The 16,326-nt window shown below is 52.7% G+C and carries 16 protein-coding genes, 5 tRNA genes and 21 other annotated features; of the genes, 6 read left to right on the forward strand and 15 right to left on the reverse strand.

Annotation, left to right across the window (positions count from 1 at the left end):
* Positions 1–179 precede the first annotated feature (179 nt).
* The 15 genes from luxS to mltB all read right to left on the reverse strand — a co-directional run bounded on the left by luxS (position 180) and on the right by mltB (position 11,975).
* Positions 180–706 (reverse strand): quorum sensing protein gene (gene luxS / locus STM2817; RefSeq protein ID NP_461743.1). Within the gene, positions 180–695 belong to an annotated coding region; the region does not span the whole gene.
* Positions 701–706, reverse strand: a ribosome-binding site (putative RBS for luxS; RegulonDB:STMS1H002887). Its footprint overlaps the gene before it by 6 nt.
* 138 nt (positions 707–844) lie before the next feature.
* Positions 845–2,417 (reverse strand): gamma-glutamate-cysteine ligase gene (gene gshA / locus STM2818; protein NP_461744.1). Within the gene, positions 845–2,401 belong to an annotated coding region; the region does not span the whole gene.
* Positions 2,412–2,417 (reverse strand) — a ribosome-binding site (putative RBS for gshA; RegulonDB:STMS1H002888). It overlaps the preceding gene by 6 nt.
* A gap of 60 nt (positions 2,418–2,477) precedes the next feature.
* Positions 2,478–2,920, reverse strand: a protein-coding gene (gene yqaA, locus STM2819) for a putative inner membrane protein (RefSeq protein NP_461745.1). Within the gene, positions 2,478–2,903 belong to an annotated coding region; the region does not span the whole gene.
* Positions 2,900–3,475, reverse strand: a protein-coding gene (gene yqaB / locus STM2820; protein ID NP_461746.1) for a putative phosphoglucomutase. Within the gene, positions 2,900–3,466 belong to an annotated coding region; the region does not span the whole gene. The genes yqaA and yqaB overlap by 21 nt, the downstream gene beginning before the upstream one ends.
* Positions 2,915–2,920 (reverse strand) — a ribosome-binding site (putative RBS for yqaA; RegulonDB:STMS1H002889). (Overlaps the previous gene by 6 nt.)
* Positions 3,470–3,475: a ribosome-binding site (putative RBS for yqaB; RegulonDB:STMS1H002890), on the reverse strand. (Lies within the gene yqaB.)
* Positions 3,476–3,837: 362 nt before the next feature.
* Positions 3,838–3,911, reverse strand: a tRNA-Arg gene (locus STM2821).
* Positions 3,912–4,107: 196 nt separating this feature from the next.
* A tRNA-Arg gene (locus STM2822) sits at positions 4,108–4,181 on the reverse strand.
* A 65-nt stretch (positions 4,182–4,246) separates the two neighbouring features.
* A tRNA-Arg gene (locus tag STM2823) sits at positions 4,247–4,320 on the reverse strand.
* A 65-nt stretch (positions 4,321–4,385) separates the two neighbouring features.
* Positions 4,386–4,459 (reverse strand) — tRNA-Arg (locus STM2824).
* A 6-nt stretch (positions 4,460–4,465) separates the two neighbouring features.
* Positions 4,466–4,555: transfer RNA gene (locus tag STM2825), tRNA-Ser, on the reverse strand.
* A gap of 305 nt (positions 4,556–4,860) precedes the next feature.
* Positions 4,861–5,058, reverse strand: a protein-coding gene (gene csrA / locus STM2826) for a carbon storage regulator (protein NP_461747.1). Within the gene, positions 4,861–5,046 belong to an annotated coding region; the region does not span the whole gene.
* Positions 5,053–5,058, reverse strand: a ribosome-binding site (putative RBS for csrA; RegulonDB:STMS1H002892). Its footprint overlaps the gene before it by 6 nt.
* Before the next feature lie 222 nt (positions 5,059–5,280).
* The gene (gene alaS, locus STM2827) for an alanyl-tRNA synthetase (RefSeq protein NP_461748.1) occupies positions 5,281–7,921 on the reverse strand. Within the gene, positions 5,281–7,911 belong to an annotated coding region; the region does not span the whole gene.
* Positions 7,916–7,921: a ribosome-binding site (putative RBS for alaS; RegulonDB:STMS1H002893), on the reverse strand. Its footprint overlaps the gene before it by 6 nt.
* A gap of 225 nt (positions 7,922–8,146) precedes the next feature.
* Positions 8,147–8,657 (reverse strand): regulator gene (oraA, locus tag STM2828; RefSeq protein ID NP_461749.1). Within the gene, positions 8,147–8,647 belong to an annotated coding region; the region does not span the whole gene.
* Positions 8,652–8,657, reverse strand: a ribosome-binding site (putative RBS for oraA; RegulonDB:STMS1H002894). Its footprint overlaps the gene before it by 6 nt.
* Before the next feature lie 106 nt (positions 8,658–8,763).
* Positions 8,764–9,938, reverse strand: a protein-coding gene (gene recA, locus STM2829) for a DNA strand exchange and recombination protein (RefSeq protein ID NP_461750.1). Within the gene, positions 8,764–9,825 belong to an annotated coding region; the region does not span the whole gene.
* Positions 9,831–9,836: a ribosome-binding site (putative RBS for recA; RegulonDB:STMS1H002895), on the reverse strand. It overlaps the preceding gene by 6 nt.
* Positions 9,888–9,908 (reverse strand) — a protein binding site (putative binding site for LexA, RegulonDB: STMS1H000243).
* Positions 9,910–10,416 (reverse strand): putative cytoplasmic protein gene (gene ygaD / locus STM2830; protein ID NP_461751.1). Within the gene, positions 9,910–10,407 belong to an annotated coding region; the region does not span the whole gene. Before ygaD ends, recA begins: the two co-directional genes overlap by 29 nt.
* Positions 9,911–9,919, reverse strand: a -10 signal (putative -10_signal for recA; RegulonDB:STMLTH004563). It overlaps the preceding gene by 9 nt.
* Positions 9,930–9,938, reverse strand: a -35 signal (putative -35_signal for recA; RegulonDB:STMLTH004563).
* Positions 10,411–10,416: a ribosome-binding site (putative RBS for ygaD; RegulonDB:STMS1H002896), on the reverse strand.
* A 468-nt stretch (positions 10,417–10,884) precedes the next feature.
* Positions 10,885–11,975 (reverse strand): membrane-bound lytic murein transglycosylase B gene (mltB, locus tag STM2831; protein ID NP_461752.1). Within the gene, positions 10,885–11,964 belong to an annotated coding region; the region does not span the whole gene.
* Positions 11,970–11,975: a ribosome-binding site (putative RBS for mltB; RegulonDB:STMS1H002897), on the reverse strand. Its footprint overlaps the gene before it by 6 nt.
* 121 nt (positions 11,976–12,096) lie before the next feature.
* Positions 12,097–12,105, forward strand: a -35 signal (putative -35_signal for srlA; RegulonDB:STMLTH004564).
* On the opposite strand from mltB, the gene srlA reads away from it, so the two are divergent.
* From srlA to srlR, 6 genes are all read left to right on the forward strand, one after another.
* Positions 12,097–12,781, forward strand: a protein-coding gene (gene srlA, locus STM2832; RefSeq protein ID NP_461753.1) for a PTS family glucitol/sorbitol-specific enzyme IIC component. Within the gene, positions 12,218–12,781 belong to an annotated coding region; the region does not span the whole gene. It overlaps the preceding feature by 9 nt.
* Positions 12,121–12,129 (forward strand) — a -10 signal (putative -10_signal for srlA; RegulonDB:STMLTH004564). (Overlaps the previous gene by 9 nt.)
* Positions 12,206–12,211 (forward strand) — a ribosome-binding site (putative RBS for srlA; RegulonDB:STMS1H002898).
* Positions 12,765–12,770: a ribosome-binding site (putative RBS for srlE; RegulonDB:STMS1H002899), on the forward strand.
* Positions 12,765–13,749 (forward strand): PTS family, glucitol/sorbitol-specific IIB component gene (gene srlE / locus STM2833; RefSeq protein NP_461754.1). Within the gene, positions 12,778–13,749 belong to an annotated coding region; the region does not span the whole gene. Before srlA ends, srlE begins: the two co-directional genes overlap by 17 nt.
* Positions 13,750–13,755, forward strand: a ribosome-binding site (putative RBS for slrB; RegulonDB:STMS1H002900). It begins immediately after the preceding gene.
* Positions 13,750–14,123 (forward strand): PTS family glucitol/sorbitol-specific protein gene (slrB, locus tag STM2834; protein ID NP_461755.1). Within the gene, positions 13,761–14,123 belong to an annotated coding region; the region does not span the whole gene. It overlaps the preceding feature by 6 nt.
* Positions 14,122–14,127: a ribosome-binding site (putative RBS for srlD; RegulonDB:STMS1H002901), on the forward strand. It overlaps the preceding gene by 2 nt.
* Positions 14,122–14,914 (forward strand): glucitol (sorbitol)-6-phosphate dehydrogenase gene (gene srlD, locus STM2835; protein ID NP_461756.1). Within the gene, positions 14,135–14,914 belong to an annotated coding region; the region does not span the whole gene. (Overlaps the previous feature by 6 nt.) The genes slrB and srlD overlap by 2 nt, the downstream gene beginning before the upstream one ends.
* Before the next feature lie 63 nt (positions 14,915–14,977).
* Positions 14,978–14,983 (forward strand) — a ribosome-binding site (putative RBS for gutM; RegulonDB:STMS1H002902).
* Positions 14,978–15,349, forward strand: a protein-coding gene (gutM, locus tag STM2836) for a putative glucitol (srl) operon regulatory protein (protein NP_461757.1). Within the gene, positions 14,990–15,349 belong to an annotated coding region; the region does not span the whole gene. (Overlaps the previous feature by 6 nt.)
* Before the next feature lie 181 nt (positions 15,350–15,530).
* Positions 15,531–15,536 (forward strand) — a ribosome-binding site (putative RBS for srlR; RegulonDB:STMS1H002903).
* Positions 15,531–16,320 (forward strand): transcriptional repressor for glucitol operon gene (srlR, locus tag STM2837; RefSeq protein NP_461758.1). Within the gene, positions 15,547–16,320 belong to an annotated coding region; the region does not span the whole gene. (Overlaps the previous feature by 6 nt.)
* Positions 16,321–16,326 lie beyond the last annotated feature (6 nt).

A 16,326-nucleotide genomic window follows, 5' to 3' on the forward strand; every position in this document is an offset into this window, starting at 1 on the left:
GTGAGTTATCCGCCTTTTCTGTTTACCAGATCACATTTTATTATTTAACAGGCCAGGCATTACTTAATTTAAAATGTATTCTCGCCGCAAATATAATAAACGCAAATTATATTAAGCAATAAAAAACCCCGGCCATAAACCGGGGTTAATTTAAATACTGGAACCGCTTACAAATAAGACTAAATATGCAGTTCCTGCAGTTTTTCTTTCGGCAGCGCCAGCTCTTTATTGCTGTTCACGCGCACATCACGCTCCAGAATATGACGGGCAATGTCCTGCGCTTCACTGAGCGAGTGCATCTGATACGTACCGCACTGGTAAACGTTCAGCTCCGGGATCTGGTTTTGATCCTGCACTTTCAGCACATCCGCCATCGCCGCTTTCCAGGCGTCGGCAACACGCTGCTCGTCCGGCGTGCCAATCAGGCTCATGTAAAAGCCGGTGCGGCAGCCCATCGGCGAGATATCGATAATCTCAACGCCGTTACCGTTGAGGTGGTCGCGCATAAAGCCAGCAAACAGATGCTCAAGCGTATGAATCCCTTTTTCCGGCATCACTTCTTTGTTCGGAATGCAAAAACGCAGATCAAACACGGTGATTGCGTCGCCATGCGGGGTGTTCATCGTTTTTGCAACCCGGACCGCCGGCGCTTGCATCCGGGTATGATCGACTGCGAAGCTATCTAATAATGGCATTTAGTCACCTCCGATAATTTTTTAAAAATAAACTGAACTCTTTGTTCCGGGGCGAGTCTGAGTATATGAAAGACGCGCATTTGTTATCATCATCCCTGTTTTCAGCGATGAAATTTTGGCCACTCCGTGAGTGGCCTTTTTCTTTTGGGTCAGGCGTGTTTTGCAAGCCACGCGGCAAACGGCTCGGTATCCGCCGCCTCAATCTCCTGCTGACGACGTACTGAAGCGTCACGTTCAGCAATAAACTCTTCTTCCTGTAAAATCTCCAGCGGCTCTTCGCGTAACAGATTACGGTAAGCCTCACCGAACGCTTTCCCGGTGCCGCCAATGCCTTCATCAATCATAGACCGTAGGATCCGGGCGGAGAATGTCAGTTCAGGATTATCAAAGCAGGCGACCAACTCGTCACACACCTTTTGATACTCCTCTCCCCCGTGGATACTGTCCAGCGTTTGCGCCACGCGTTTCAGATCGCGGAAAAGATCTTTCCCGACTTTGGGCAGCGGGAACTGCGCAGTTTCACAGCCAATGCCTAACGTCAGGCCCGGCTTACGCCCTTCCAGAATAACGCGATTCCAGTTAGTACGCGTACATAACAGCTCATCGCTACTCATTTCCGGCGCATCGGCCAATACGCACCAGACCATAAACAGATCGAGGAAGCGCACCTGTTGCTCGTCTACGCCGATCGGTGAGAACGGATTAATATCGAGAGAACGAACTTCAATATACTCAATACCACCACGCAGAAGCGCGTCAGAAGGCGATTCGCCGCTGCGCGTCACGCGCTTGGGACGAATGGGCGCGTACAGCTCATTTTCAATTTGCAGAACGTTGCTGTTAATCTGTAGCCGCTTACCGTCTTTTTCCACACCAATCCGTGCGTACTCCTCGGAAGGGGTTTTAATCGCGCGCTTCAGACCTGCAACGTATTCATGCAAATCGTTAAACGTAATTCCGAGATTGCTTTGCGACTTATTGGTATAGCCCAAATCACTCAAACGCAGCGACGTCGCATACGGCAGGTAGTACATGCCGCAGTCCGTTTTTTCAAACGGTAATGTGGTTGGCTTTCCTTGCAGGAAAGAGGAACAAATGGCCGGAGACGCGCCAAACAGATAGGGGATGACCCAGCCAAAACGGTAATAGTTGCGAATCAGACGAAAATAGCCGGCAGAAATTTTTTCTTTTGCCGCTTCGCCTTCCGTAACGCCGCATTTCGCCTGCCAGAACGCCATCGGTAATGAAAAATTGTAATGTACGCCGGAGATGGTTTGCATCAAAGCGCCATAACGATTTTTCAGCCCTTCGCGATAGAGCGTCTTAAAACGCCCGGTATTGGATGTGCCGTACTGCGCCAGCTCTATGTCCTGCCCTTCCGCAATATAGCAGGGCATACTTAATGGCCACATCCGCTCATCGCCCAGTTTCCTGGCCGTATACCGATGGAGATCGCGCATAAAGGTGAGCATATGCTGGATATCGCCATCGACTGGCGTAATAAACTCCAGTAGGGCTTCCGCAAAATCTGTGGTAATCCATTTATGGGTCAGCGCTGAACCTAACGCTTCAGGATGACCTGTTGTCGCCAGCGTGCCATCAGCATTGACACGCAGCGTTTCGCGCTCTAACCCGCGCTGTATCCCCTTTAACGCCTGAGGATGTTTTTCCAGCCAGGCCAGAGCCTGTGATACGTCCGGGATCAAATTGACCTCCCGCCTGTCCAAATCGTTTTAATAAGCATAACTGTAATGGCGGCCATACATGCCAAACCTACAATTATTACCACCACATCATGCCCTGAACCGTCGCCGCTGCGAGCGCAACATAGCGCAGCGCCTTACCAAGACACAAAAAAAAGATCGTCCGCCCCCACGGGATGCGCATCCATCCCGCTAACAGGCACAACAAATCACCGATGACCGGCATCCAGCTTAATAATAGTGTGGCTGCGCCATAACGCTTTAGCCAGCCAGTCGCTTTTTCCTGCCAACGCGACGTTTTGCGCAGCGGAAAGAAACGCCCAAGAATAACGTTAGTTACCCCTCCAAGGCTATTACCCATTGTTGCTGTTAAGACTAAGACCCAGGGATGGCTGACGCCGGAGACCAGCATAGCAACCAAAACCACCTCAGAATTACCGGGTAACAGCGTCGCGCTGAGAAAACTACTGGCAAACAGAGACAGGAGCGACAGTCCGTCACTCACAATAGTCGGACATCCACGGCATCCATTCCCGCCGCCCGCGCCGCCTGTAAACCAAAATCGGCATCTTCAAATACCACGCACTGCGTCGGCATGACGCCCATCCGCTGGGCGCACAGTAGGAAGGTGTCAGGCGCAGGTTTGTGATGCTGTACGTGATCTGCCGCCACAACCGCATCAAAATAACGACGCAGCCCCAGATGCGCTAACAGGGCTTCCGCGATAGCGCTTTCGCTACCGGTACCGACCGACATGGGACGCCGCCCATGCCACGCTTTAACCACCTCAACCAGCGGCAGCGGTTCTACGCAGTCCAGCAGGATGCTTTTTACCGCGTCGGTTTTCTCACGCGCCAGTGACAGGGGATCAAGATCGGCATGGTTAAGCTCAATGATTGACTGGGCGATAAGCCAGGTTGGCGAACCGTTAAGCGCGACCATTGCCTGTTCATCAAAACGAAGACCATAGCGCCCCAAAACCTCACGCCACGCTTTGCGATGCGTGGGTTCGGTATCCAGGAGAGTACCGTCCATATCAAAAATCAAACCAGCATAACGTGCGTACATCGTGTTCTCGCAAACCGAATAACCAGACAGTACTTTATCGCAATTGGTTGATTTTGTCGCTAATAGAGATGAAGAGGTATATTCAGGATAAGGGGGAAAAGCGATTGCAGGGCAGTAACGTATCCGGGAGGATTACTCGCCCTTCGGGCCGTTGCTGATGCAACGTTATCCTTCTGATGCCAGCGGTGATTACCGCTATCTTATCTGCATCTTCATCGCTGAAAGTATGGAGAATATGGTGCATCCGGGAGGATTACTCGCCTTACGGCTCGCCCTTCGGGCCGTTGCTGACGCAACGTTATCCTTCCTGGTGCCAGCGGTGATTATAACTATCTTATCTGCATCTTCATCGCTGAAAGTACGGAGAATATGGTGCATCCGGGAGGATTCGAACCTCCGACCGCTCGGTTCGTAGCCGAGTACTCTATCCAGCTGAGCTACGGATGCATTGGAAATGATGTTTACTACAAGATTTGATGTCGCATTTACTGCCACACTAAATAAGATGGTGCATCCGGGAGGATTACTCGCCTTACGGCTCGCCCTTCGGGCCGTTGCTGACGCAACGTTATCCTTCCTGGTGCCAGCGGTGATTACCGCTATCTTATCCGTATCTTCATCACTGAAAGTACGGAGAATATGGTGCATCCGGGAGGATTCGAACCTCCGACCGCTCGGTTCGTAGCCGAGTACTCTATCCAGCTGAGCTACGGATGCATCGGAAAACTTGCTTTACTGCCGATATTGATACCGCGGTGAAAGCCGTATCAAGTAAGAGATGGTGCATCCGGGAGGATTCGAACCTCCGACCGCTCGGTTCGTAGCCGAGTACTCTATCCAGCTGAGCTACGGATGCATCGGGAAACTTACTTTACTGCAGATTTTGATACCGCGGTGAAAGCCGTATCAGGTAAGAGATGGTGCATCCGGGAGGATTCGAACCTCCGACCGCTCGGTTCGTAGCCGAGTACTCTATCCAGCTGAGCTACGGATGCAAATGGCGGTGAGGCGGGGATTCGAACCCCGGATGCAGCTTTTGACCGCATACTCCCTTAGCAGGGGAGCGCCTTCAGCCTCTCGGCCACCTCACCACACGCCTCTTACGAGTGCTTCGAAGAACTTGTTCTGCTCATCGTCGCTGCGTGGCGCACATATTACTTTCTGGGACTTATAAGTCAAACAATTTTTCCAGAGCTTTTATCGTTTGCACACTTCACGCTCAATTAGTCTGTAAAAAAGCCAAAAAGAGTGTTTTATCAACAGATAATTTGATGACACGCTGGCCGCCAAAAGCGCACCATATCAACAGTGAGGTTGAAAAAAGTCATGAAGGGACAACGCGGGCGAGCGAGAAGAGAGGCTGCGTCTCACCCGAAAAGTGAGACGCGAAAACCTTAGTAACTGGACTGCTGGGATTTTTCAGCCTGGATACGCTGGTAGATCTCTTCACGATGGACAGAAACTTCTTTCGGGGCGTTCACGCCAATACGCACCTGGTTGCCCTTCACCCCTAAAACTGTCACGGTGACCTCATCGCCAATCATGAGGGTCTCACCAACTCGACGAGTCAGAATCAGCATTCTTTGCTCCTTGAAAGATTAAAAGAGTCGGGTCTCTCTGTATCCCGGCATTATCCATCATATAACGCCAAAAAGTAAGCGATGACAAACACCTTAGGTGTAAGCAGTCATGGCATTACATTCTGTTAAACCTAAGTTTAGCCGATATACAAAACTTCAACCTGACTTTATCGTTGTCGATAGCGTTGACGTAAACGCCGCAGCACGGGCTGCGGCGCCAACGAACGCTTATAATTATTGCAATTTTGCGCTGACCCAGCCTTGTACACTGGCTAACGCTGCAGGCAGAGCTGCCGCATCCGTACCACCGGCTTGCGCCATGTCCGGACGACCGCCACCCTTACCGCCCACCTGCTGAGCGACCATCCCAATCAATTCCCCTGCTTTAACCCGGTCGGTCACATCCTTCGACACGCCCGCAATCAGAGAAACCTTACCTTCAACAACCGTTGCCAGTACGATAACGGTAGACCCCAGTTGATTTTTCAGATCATCAACCATGGTTCGCAGCATTTTCGGCTCAATACCAGCAAGCTCGCTAACCAGGAGCTTCACGCCGTTGAGATCGACCGCTTTACTGGAAAGATTTGCACTCTCCTGCGCTGCGGCCTGGTCCTTCAACTGCTGCAACTCTTTTTCCAGCTGACGTGTACGTTCCAGCACGGCACGCACTTTGTCGCCCAGATTCTGGCTGTCGCCCTTCAGCAGATGCGCAATATCGTTTAAGCGATCGCTTTGCGCATGAACGGTGGCCATAGCGCCTTCACCGGTTACCGCCTCAATACGACGAATGCCCGCTGCGGTGCCGGACTCAGAGATAATACGGAATAGACCGATATCACCGGTACGACTGGCGTGAGTACCGCCGCACAGTTCAGTAGAGAAATCGCCCATGCTCAGAACGCGTACACGTTCGTCATATTTCTCGCCAAACAGCGCCATGGCCCCTTTCGCCTTCGCCGCGTCGAGATCCATGATGTTCGTTTCAATCGGCAGGTTGCGGCGAATTTGCGCATTCACCAAATCTTCAACCTCACGAATCTCCGACGGCTTCATCGCTTCATTGTGCGAGAAGTCGAAGCGCAGCACTTTATCGCTAACCAGCGAACCTTTCTGCGCAACGTGTGTCCCAAGCACCTGGCGCAACGCCGCGTGCATCAGGTGCGTGGCGGAGTGGTTCAGACGGATACGTGCGCGGCGCGCTTCATCTACGTCAGCCTGTACCGCATCGCCCACTTTCAGAGCGCCCGCAGACAATTTGCCGAGGTGACCAATCGCCTGACCATATTTTTGCGTGTCGTCCACAGCGAAAGTAAATCCAGCGCCTTTCAGCTCGCCTTTATCGCCAACCTGACCGCCTGATTCCGCATAGAATGGGGTCTGATCCAGCACGACAACCGCTTCCTGTCCCGCGTTAATCGCTTCAACCGCTTTACCATCGACAAACAGCGCAGTCACTTTGCCGTTCAGTTCCAGATGGTCATAACCTTTAAATTCAGAAGCGCTATCAACGCGGATCATCGCGTTGTAGTCCGCGCCAAAACCGCTAGCTTCGCGCGCGCGACGGCGTTGCTCTTCCATAGCGGCTTCAAAACCGGCTTCATCGACTTTGATGTTGCGCTCACGGCAGACGTCCGCCGTTAGATCGACCGGGAAACCATAAGTATCATACAGACGGAAAGCGGTTTCGCCGTCCAGGGTGTCGCCCTGCAATTTCGCCAGTTCTTCATCCAGCAGCGCCAGACCGCGCTCCAGCGTACGGGCGAACTGCTCTTCTTCCGTTTTCAGAACCTGTTCGACCTGCGCCTGCTGACGTTTCAACTCTTCGCCTGCGGAGCCCATTACCTCAATCAGCGGCCCAACCAGCTTGTAGAAGAAGGTCTCTTTCGCGCCCAGCATGTTGCCGTGACGAACCGCGCGACGAATAATGCGACGCAGCACATAGCCACGGTTTTCATTCGACGGCAGCACGCCATCGGCAACCAGGAATGCGCAAGAACGGATGTGGTCGGCGATAACGCGCAGCGATTTATTACCCAGATCGGTGGCGCCAGTGACTTTCGCTACCGCTTCAATCAACGTGCGGAACAGGTCGATGTCATAGTTAGAGTTAACGTGTTGCAGTACCGCGGCAATACGCTCCAGCCCCATACCGGTATCTACAGACGGTTTCGGCAATGGTTCCATCGTCCCGTCAGCCTGACGGTTGAACTGCATAAAGACGATGTTCCAGATCTCAATATAGCGATCGCCGTCTTCTTCCGGGCTTCCCGGAGGGCCGCCCCAGATGTGGTCGCCATGATCGTAGAAGATTTCGGTGCACGGACCGCAGGGACCGGTGTCGCCCATCTGCCAGAAGTTATCCGATGCGTATGGCGCGCCTTTATTGTCGCCGATACGGATAATACGCTCGCGCGGGATGCCGACTTCTTTTTCCCAGATCTCATAGGCTTCGTCGTCGGTTTCATAGACGGTGACCCATAAACGCTCTTTTGGCAGAGCAAACCAGTTTTCACCGGTCAGTAATTCCCATGCGAACTGAATGGCGTCGTGTTTGAAGTAATCGCCGAAGCTGAAGTTGCCCAGCATTTCGAAGAAAGTATGGTGACGTGCAGTGTATCCGACGTTTTCCAGATCGTTGTGTTTACCTCCCGCGCGTACGCAACGCTGGGAAGTGGTTGCACGGGAATAATTACGTTTATCGAGCCCAAGGAAAACATCCTTGAACTGGTTCATCCCGGCATTGGTAAACAACAGAGTGGGGTCATTGTTAGGCACCAGGGAACTGCTGGCAACTACCTGATGCCCTTTACTATGGAAAAAGTCGAGAAACGCCTGACGGATCTCAGCGGTGCTCTTGCTCATAATTATCCTGAAATCAAGCTACACTTCATCCTTCAGGCCGCCTCTGCGTTGGCTGCGAGTTTCCCGGTCACGCGTTCCCGAGGCTCACTTGCCGCTTTGATGCGGCTTGAATGATTTTGTGTATTTAAGGAATATTCGTCGCAGACGCTGTTCGCCGTTAAGCAACCCGCGTCCAGACGGAAAAAGTGGGAATAAGATAAGTTTTCTTTACCGGGAAGTAAAATCCCGTATGCGCTCAATCTGCAAAATTTCGCCATATTTGCTGGATATTGTCCATCAGATACCCGCGATAGAGCAAAAAGCGCTGTACCTTAACCTTTTCTGAAAAGTTTGAAGGGAGCGGCTCGCCATATTTGCGAACGGCCTGTTCACGTGCCATTTCACTCCAGTCAATTTCACATTCTCGCATCGCTTTTTCAGTCGATTCACGGGAAATGCCTTTCTGATTCAACTCCTGGCGAATACGCGCCGGGCCATAGCCTTTGCGGCTACGACTGGCGATAAAGCGCATCACGAAGCGCTCGTCATCAAGATAGTGATGTTCGTGGCACCAGGCGATCACGCGTTCATAATCGTCTGCCGTCGCATCAATCTCTTCCGGCCCATTTTTGCCCATCACCGGCGCGGAGAGTTTACGCCGTAATTCCTGCTCGCTGTGATCGCGGACAGCAAGAATACGTACCGCACGATCAAGGAGACGAGCATAAGCGGGACGGCGCGATGTGGGTTCACTCATAAAAAACCTTAACAGGGAGAAATGCCAAAAGGGCCGCATAAATGCAGCCCTTGATGGTAATTTAACGTTTTGCTGAATGGCGGCTTCGTTTTGCCCGCCCCACCATCACCTGATGATTAAAAATCTTCGTTGGTTTCTGCAACGCCTTCGCTATCGTCAACGGCGAAATCGGGCGTGGCATTCTGATTACTCAACAGTAATTCACGAACCCTTTTCTCGATCTCTTTCGCTGTCGCCGGGTTCTCTTTCAGCCAGGTAGTCGCGTTCGCTTTACCCTGGCCAATCTTCTCGCCGTTGTAGCTGTACCATGCGCCCGCTTTCTCGATCAGCTTCTCTTTCACGCCCAGGTCAACCAGTTCGCCATAGAAGTTGATGCCTTCACCGTAGAGGATCTGGAACTCGGCCTGCTTAAACGGCGCGGCGATTTTGTTTTTCACCACTTTCACACGCGTTTCGCTACCCACGACATTATCGCCCTCTTTCACCGCGCCAATACGACGGATATCAAGACGAACAGAGGCGTAGAATTTCAGCGCGTTACCGCCGGTGGTGGTTTCCGGGTTACCGAACATCACGCCAATCTTCATACGGATCTGGTTGATGAAAATCAACAGCGTGTTGGACTGTTTCAGGTTCCCCGCCAGCTTACGCATCGCCTGGCTCATCATACGCGCCGCGAGGCCCATGTGAGAGTCGCCGATTTCGCCTTCGATTTCCGCTTTCGGCGTTAGCGCCGCTACGGAGTCGACCACAATGACGTCCACCGCGCCTGAACGCGCCAGCGCGTCACAGATTTCCAGCGCCTGCTCGCCGGTATCCGGCTGAGAGCAGAGCAGGTTATCGATATCGACGCCCAGCTTGCGTGCGTAAACAGGGTCAAGCGCGTGTTCCGCATCGATAAACGCACAGGTTTTACCTTCACGCTGCGCAGCGGCAATCACCTGCAGCGTCAGGGTCGTTTTACCGGAAGATTCCGGCCCGTAAATTTCGACGATACGCCCCATCGGCAGACCGCCCGCACCGAGTGCGATGTCCAGTGAAAGCGAACCGGTGGAGATAGTTTCCACATCCATAGAACGGTCTTCACCCAGACGCATGATGGAGCCTTTACCAAATTGCTTTTCAATTTGGCCCAGTGCTGCCGCCAACGCTTTCTGTTTGTTTTCGTCGATAGCCATTATTACTCCTGTCATGCAACTTGGTATTGAACCGGATAGTGAATTCGTACTGTTGAAGCAATTATACTGTATGCTCATACAGTATCAAGTGTTTTGTAGAAATTGTTGCCACAGGGTTTGTAGCGCGTATGTCGTCGCCTGTCGACGCACCGATTCACGGTCGCCGCTGAAGCATTCCCGACGCGTAATCCCTTCTCCACTGACGCTGGCGAAAGCAAACCACACCGTACCAACCGGCTTTTCTTCACTGCCGCCATCCGGCCCGGCAATCCCGCTAATAGCGACAGCAAAATCGGCGCGAGCGGCCTTCAGCGCCCCGATCGCCATTTCGACCACTACGGGTTCGCTGACCGCGCCATGCTGCGCCAGAGTCTCTTCACGCACGCCAATCATCTGCGCTTTGGCTTCATTACTATAGGTGACAAAGCCGCGTTCAAACCAGGCGGAACTTCCGGCGATGTCGGTAATGGCTTTCGCCAGCCAGCCGCCGGTACAGGACTCTGCTGTCGTTACGGTCGCCCCGCGCGCTTTTAACGCCAGCCCGACCTGCTCGCTAAGCCGCATCAGTTCACTGTCAGTCATCATGACCTCTGTCAGTTAGAAATCCTGCCGCACAAGATAGCACTTTCTCACCAGAGATGGGGACGAGCTGTCGATTTTACGAGTCGGATTCCGAAAAAATGCCAGCAGGTTATTTATGCAGAATGAAAGAGGTAGCACTTGACTAAATAGCAGTACCATGTCGCTAAATTTACACGTACGGAGAGAAAGCAAGGATGTCACTCAAAAAAACGGAAAGCACACAGCACAAACTGAAACAAACCTGTCAACTACGGCTGTGGTTAATTGTGGGTGGAGTATGTTCATTAGGAATGGGAGTACTGAATATATTGTCGTCAGGCTATTTTGAACCGTATGACGGCGGTCAAATTATCTTAGGCCTGGGATGTCTGGGATATAGTCTGGCACTATCAAAGAAGATATCCCACTTGCAGGCAGAGAATCAGCCCAAAAAGCCATAATAATAGCGGAGGGGGTGCTCCCCTCCCTAAGCGTAAATTAGCGCACCCGCGCCAGCGCTACCGCCTGGCCCAGTTGCCAAACCGCCATCGCATAATGCGTGCTGTGGTTATATCGGGTAATTGTGTAGAAGTTCGGCAGGCCGTACCAGTACTGGTATCCCGTACCGATATCCAGACGCAGCAGGCTGGCTTCCTGATGATTGCCCAACGATTGCTGCGGCGTTAAGCCTGCGGCGGCAAGCTGAGAGATGCTGTATTTTGTTTTGAAACCATTCGCCAACCCAGGCGCCTGACCACTCGCCGGCACCGCAACCATATCGCCTTTCACCCAACCATGCGCCTTGAAATAGTTCGCCACGCTGCCGATGGCATCTACCGGATCCCACAAGTTAATGTGCCCATCACCATTGAAATCGACCGCATATTCTTTATAGGAAGATGGCATAAACTGGCCGTAGCCCATCGCGCCCGCAAAGGAACCTTTCAGATTGAGCGGATCGTCTTGCTCATCGCGCGCCATGAGCAGGAAGGTTTCCAGCTCGCCGGAGAAATATTCCGCCCGGCGCGGATAGTTAAATGACAGCGTCGCCAGCGCGTCCAGAATCCGCGTTTTCCCCATGATACGTCCCCAGCGGGTTTCCACGCCGATGATGCCCACGATGATCTCCGGCGGTACGCCGTATACCTGCCAGGCGCGGTTCAGCGCGTCTTCATACTGATTCCAGAACGCGACGCCGTTTTGCACGTTATCCGGCGTAATAAATTGTTTGCGGTAGCGCAACCAGGCGCCATTTGGTCCGGCGGGCGGCTGAGTGGTCGGCGCTTGTCTGTCCATCAGACGCAGGACGTAATCCAGTCTTTTAGACTGCGAGAGGATCTCTTGCAACTGCTGACGGTCGAAACCGTGTTTACTGACCATTTTATCAATGAACTGCTGCGCATTAGGGTTGTTGGCGAAGTCGCCGCCCATTTGCATGACGTTATGCTGCGGCTCAAGCAGAAAGCCGCCGGAAGGCGTGCCCGTCGTCGCTTGAGTCTCGGAAGATTTTGGCGTGCTGCTACAGGCAGCAAGCAATACGCAAAGTGGAAGTAACGCTACATAACGACGCTTGAACATGAGACATCCATTAAACAAATTCAGCCAGGGAGAAGTATGGTAAAGCATCCCCCGCCGCACAAGGAAGCGGCACAAGAGAATAAATCACCTTTCTCCTCTTTTCAGTTTGTATACGCTCCCTCACTCCCACAATCTTTCAATTTAAAATATTTTTCTTTTATTTTGCGATCACAATAACACTTTTAAATCTTTCAACATGATTACAATGAACAGGAAATTAGCAAGAAAACTAAAAACCCTACAGGAGAGAACAATGATCGAAACCATTACACATGGTGCGGAGTGGTTCATCGGGTTATTCCAGAAAGGCGGAGAGGTGTTTACCGGTATGGTGACAGGTATTCTTCCGCTACTGATAAGCCTGCTGGTTATCATGAATGCGCTCATCAATTTTATCGGCCAGCAGCGTATTGAGCGTTTTGCCCAACGTTGTGCCGGAAATCCGCTATCTCGTTACCTGCTTTTACCGTGTATCGGGACATTTGTTTTTTGTAATCCGATGACCCTGAGTTTGGGACGCTTTATGCCGGAGAAGTACAAGCCGAGCTATTACGCGGCGGCCTCCTATAGCTGTCACTCCATGAACGGTCTGTTTCCGCATATCAATCCCGGCGAACTGTTTGTTTATCTGGGGATCGCCAGCGGACTCACCACGTTAGGGCTTCCTCTCGGCCCGCTCGCGGTGAGCTATCTGCTGGTAGGTCTGGTGACGAACTTCTTCCGCGGTTGGGTCACCGATCTCACCACCGCTATTTTTGAGAAAAAAATGGGGATTCAACTTGAGCAGAAAGTTCATCTGACAGGAGCGGTATCATGACACGGGTTCGCATTGAGAAAGGCGCCGGCGGCTGGGGCGGCCCGCTTGAACTGGACGTTACGCCAGACAAAAAGATCGTCTATATCACAGCCGGTACGCGCCCGGCGATCGTCGACAAACTGGCGCAACTAACAGGCTGGCAAGCGGTGGACGGCTTTAAAGAAGGCGAACCGCCGGAAGCGGAGATCGGCGCGGCCATTATCGACTGCGGCGGTACGCTGCGCTGCGGTATCTATCCGAAACGCCGGATTCCAACCATTAATATTCACTCGACGGGTAAGTCCGGCCCACTGGCGCAGTATATTGTTGAGGATATTTATGTCTCCGGCGTAAAAGAAGAAAACATTACTCTTGTCGGCGAAACGCCTGCCAGTCCCCAGCCTGCCAAAACGACATTAGGACGTGACTACGACACCAGCAAAAAAATCACCGAGCAGAGCGACGGGCTGCTGGCAAAAGTCGGTATGGGAATGGGCTCCGCCGTGGCGGTACTGTTCCAGTCCGGTCGCGACACCATTGATACGGTCCTGAAAACAATCCTGCCGTTTATGGCGTTCGTTTCGGCGCTGATCGGCATCATTATGGCCTCAGGTCTTGGCGACTGGATCGCCCACGGCCTGGCGCCATTAGCCAGCCATCCACTGGGGCTGGTGACGCTGGCATTGATCTGCTCGTTCCCGCTGCTGTCGCCCTTTCTCGGCCCTGGCGCGGTTATCGCTCAGGTCATTGGCGTCCTGATCGGCGTTCAGATAGGCCTGGGCAATATCCCCCCGCATCTGGCGCTTCCCGCCCTGTTCGCGATTAACGCGCAGGCGGCCTGCGACTTTATCCCGGTCGGCCTGTCGCTGGCGGAAGCGAAACAAGACACCGTTCGCGTCGGCGTACCTTCTGTGCTGGTCGGACGCTTCCTGACTGGCGCGCCCACGGTACTTATCGCCTGGTTTGTTTCCGGCTTTATCTATCAATAAGAGGTTCAGACATGAGCGTGATTTATCAAACCACCATCACCCGTATCGGCCAGAGCGCGAAGGAAGCGCTCGGCGAACAGATGCTGATTACGTTTCGGGAAGGCGCGCCGGCGGATATCGAAGAATTTTGCTTCATCCATTGTCATGGCGAACTGACCGGCGCGCTGCAGCCTGGCGCGCGGTGTGAATTGGGTCAACATTGCTATCCGGTCACGGCGGTCGGCAGCGTAGCCGAGCAAAACCTGCGTGAACTGGGGCATATCACTTTGCGCTTCGATGGTCTGCGTGAAGCGGAATTTCCCGGCACCGTACACGTTGCGGGGCCTGTACCGGACGATATCGCGCCGGGCTGTATTTTGACGTTTGTCGCTTAAGGAGAAAAAACATGAATCAAGTTGCCGTTGTCATTGGCGGAGGCCAGACCCTGGGGGCATTCCTTTGCCGTGGGCTTGCAGAAGAAGGATACCGCGTGGCGGTCGTTGATATTCAAAGCGATAAAGCCGCGAATGTCGCCCAGGAAATTAACGCCGATTTTGGCGAAGGTATGGCGTACGGTTTTGGCGCCGACGCCACCAGCGAGCAGAGCGTGCTGGCGCTTTCCCGCGGCGTAGACGAGATTTTCGGGCGCGTCGATCTGCTGGTTTACAGCGCGGGTATCGCCAAAGCGGCGTTTATCAGCGATTTCCAGTTGGGCGATTTTGACCGCTCGCTACAGGTGAATCTGGTGGGCTATTTCCTCTGCGCCCGTGAGTTTTCCCGCCTGATGATCCGCGACGGCATTCAGGGGCGCATTATTCAGATTAACTCTAAATCCGGCAAAGTGGGCAGTAAACACAACTCCGGCTACAGCGCGGCGAAATTCGGCGGCGTGGGGTTAACCCAGTCTCTGGCGCTGGATCTGGCGGAATACGGCATTACCGTACACTCGTTGATGCTCGGCAACCTGTTGAAATCGCCGATGTTCCAGTCACTGCTGCCGCAATACGCCACTAAACTGGGCATTAAGCCCGATGAGGTGGAACAGTATTACATTGATAAAGTACCGCTCAAACGCGGGTGTGATTATCAGGATGTGCTGAACATGCTGTTATTTTATGCCAGCCCGAAAGCGTCTTATTGCACCGGGCAGTCGATCAACGTAACCGGCGGTCAAGTGATGTTCTGACCGTGAATTGCCGGATGGCGCCGTAGGCCGGATAAGACGGTTACGCGCCATCAGGCAAAACAACAGGAGCACATTATGGTTTCCACTCTGATTACCGTCGCCGTTATCGCCTGGTGTGCGCAGCTGGCGCTGGGCGGCTGGCAGATTTCCCGCTTTAATCGGGCTTTCGATAAACTTAGCCAACAGGGGCGGGTCGGCGTCGGGCGCTCCGGCGGGCGTTTTAAGCCCCGGGTGGTGGTTGCCGTGGCGCTGGACGAACAGCAGCGGGTGACGGACACTTTATTGATGAAAGGCCTTACGGTATTCGCCAGACCGGTTAAAATTGCCGCAATGCAAGGAAAACATTTGCATGAATTACAGCCTGATGTGATCTTTCCCCATGATTCGCTCGCGCAGAATGCACTATCATTGGCGCTTAAACTGAAACATGGGTAATTTCGTTGTGAATGCGTATAGCTTGCGAAATTATCATTTTGCAACCAATACCCTAAATAATTCGAGTTGCAGGAAGGCGGCGACGCAGCGAATCCCAGGAGCGTACATCAGTACGTGACCGGGGTGAGCGAGGAAAGCCAACGCACATGCAGCGTGAAGTATGACGGGTAAATACATAAGTCAGGGTAATCACGCCTATGAAACCTCGTCAGCGTCAGGCCGCGATTCTGGAGCACCTGCAAAAACAGGGAAAATGCTCGGTTGAAGAACTGGCCCAGTACTTTGACACGACAGGCACCACTATCCGTAAAGATCTGGTCATTCTGGAAAATGCCGGAACCGTCATCCGCACCTATGGCGGCGTGGTGTTGAATAAAGAAGAGTCCGATCCGCCTATTGATCACAAAACGCTTATCAACACCCACAAAAAAGCGCTGATAGCCGCAGCCGCTGTGAAATATATCCATGATGGCGATTCCATTATTCTGGACGCCGGAAGTACCGTGTTACAGATGGTGCCGTTGCTTTCGCGTTTTAGCAACATCACGGTGATGACCAACAGCCTCCATATTGTTAACGCGCTATCGGAACTGGACAACGAACAAACTATCCTGATGCCCGGCGGCACCTTCCGTAAAAAATCGGCGTCGTTTCACGGTCAACTGGCGGAAAACGCCTTTGAGCAATTCAGCTTTGATAAACTTTTCATGGGAACTGACGGTATTGACCTGAATGTCGGTGTGACCACGTTCAATGAGGTTTACACCGTCAGTAACGCAATGTGCAATGCAGCACGCGAGGTGATTCTGATGGCGGACTCCTCAAAATTTGGTCGTAAAAGCCCCAATGTGGTGTGCAGTCTGGAAACCGTCGACAAACTGATCACGGACGCGGGGATCGATCCGGCATTTCGTCAGGCGCTGGAAGCAAAAGGGATTGAAGTAATCATAACCGGAGAAAGCAATGAGTGATGCACT

This window comes from Salmonella enterica subsp. enterica serovar Typhimurium str. LT2 (genome assembly GCF_000006945.2).
Lineage (GTDB): Bacteria > Pseudomonadota > Gammaproteobacteria > Enterobacterales > Enterobacteriaceae > Salmonella > Salmonella enterica.

Bases quoted from the DNA above. Each gene is read 5' to 3' on its own strand.
- oraA (NP_461749.1), bottom strand. From the start codon at position 8,647: ATGAGTGAACCCACATCGCGCCGTCCCGCTTATGCTCGTCTCCTTGAT.
- slrB (NP_461755.1), top strand. From the start codon at position 13,761: ATGAGCGTGATTTATCAAACCACCATCACCCGTATCGGCCAGAGCGCG.
- srlD (NP_461756.1), top strand. From the start codon at position 14,135: ATGAATCAAGTTGCCGTTGTCATTGGCGGAGGCCAGACCCTGGGGGCA.
- recA (NP_461750.1), bottom strand. From the start codon at position 9,825: ATGGCTATCGACGAAAACAAACAGAAAGCGTTGGCGGCAGCACTGGGC.
- luxS (NP_461743.1), bottom strand. From the start codon at position 695: ATGCCATTATTAGATAGCTTCGCAGTCGATCATACCCGGATGCAAGCG.
- yqaB (NP_461746.1), bottom strand. From the start codon at position 3,466: ATGTACGCACGTTATGCTGGTTTGATTTTTGATATGGACGGTACTCTC.
- ygaD (NP_461751.1), bottom strand. From the start codon at position 10,407: ATGACTGACAGTGAACTGATGCGGCTTAGCGAGCAGGTCGGGCTGGCG.
- srlE (NP_461754.1), top strand. From the start codon at position 12,778: ATGACACGGGTTCGCATTGAGAAAGGCGCCGGCGGCTGGGGCGGCCCG.
- gutM (NP_461757.1), top strand. From the start codon at position 14,990: ATGGTTTCCACTCTGATTACCGTCGCCGTTATCGCCTGGTGTGCGCAG.
- mltB (NP_461752.1), bottom strand. From the start codon at position 11,964: ATGTTCAAGCGTCGTTATGTAGCGTTACTTCCACTTTGCGTATTGCTT.
- csrA (NP_461747.1), bottom strand. From the start codon at position 5,046: ATGCTGATTCTGACTCGTCGAGTTGGTGAGACCCTCATGATTGGCGAT.
- srlR (NP_461758.1), top strand. From the start codon at position 15,547: ATGAAACCTCGTCAGCGTCAGGCCGCGATTCTGGAGCACCTGCAAAAA.
- srlA (NP_461753.1), top strand. From the start codon at position 12,218: ATGATCGAAACCATTACACATGGTGCGGAGTGGTTCATCGGGTTATTC.
- alaS (NP_461748.1), bottom strand. From the start codon at position 7,911: ATGAGCAAGAGCACCGCTGAGATCCGTCAGGCGTTTCTCGACTTTTTC.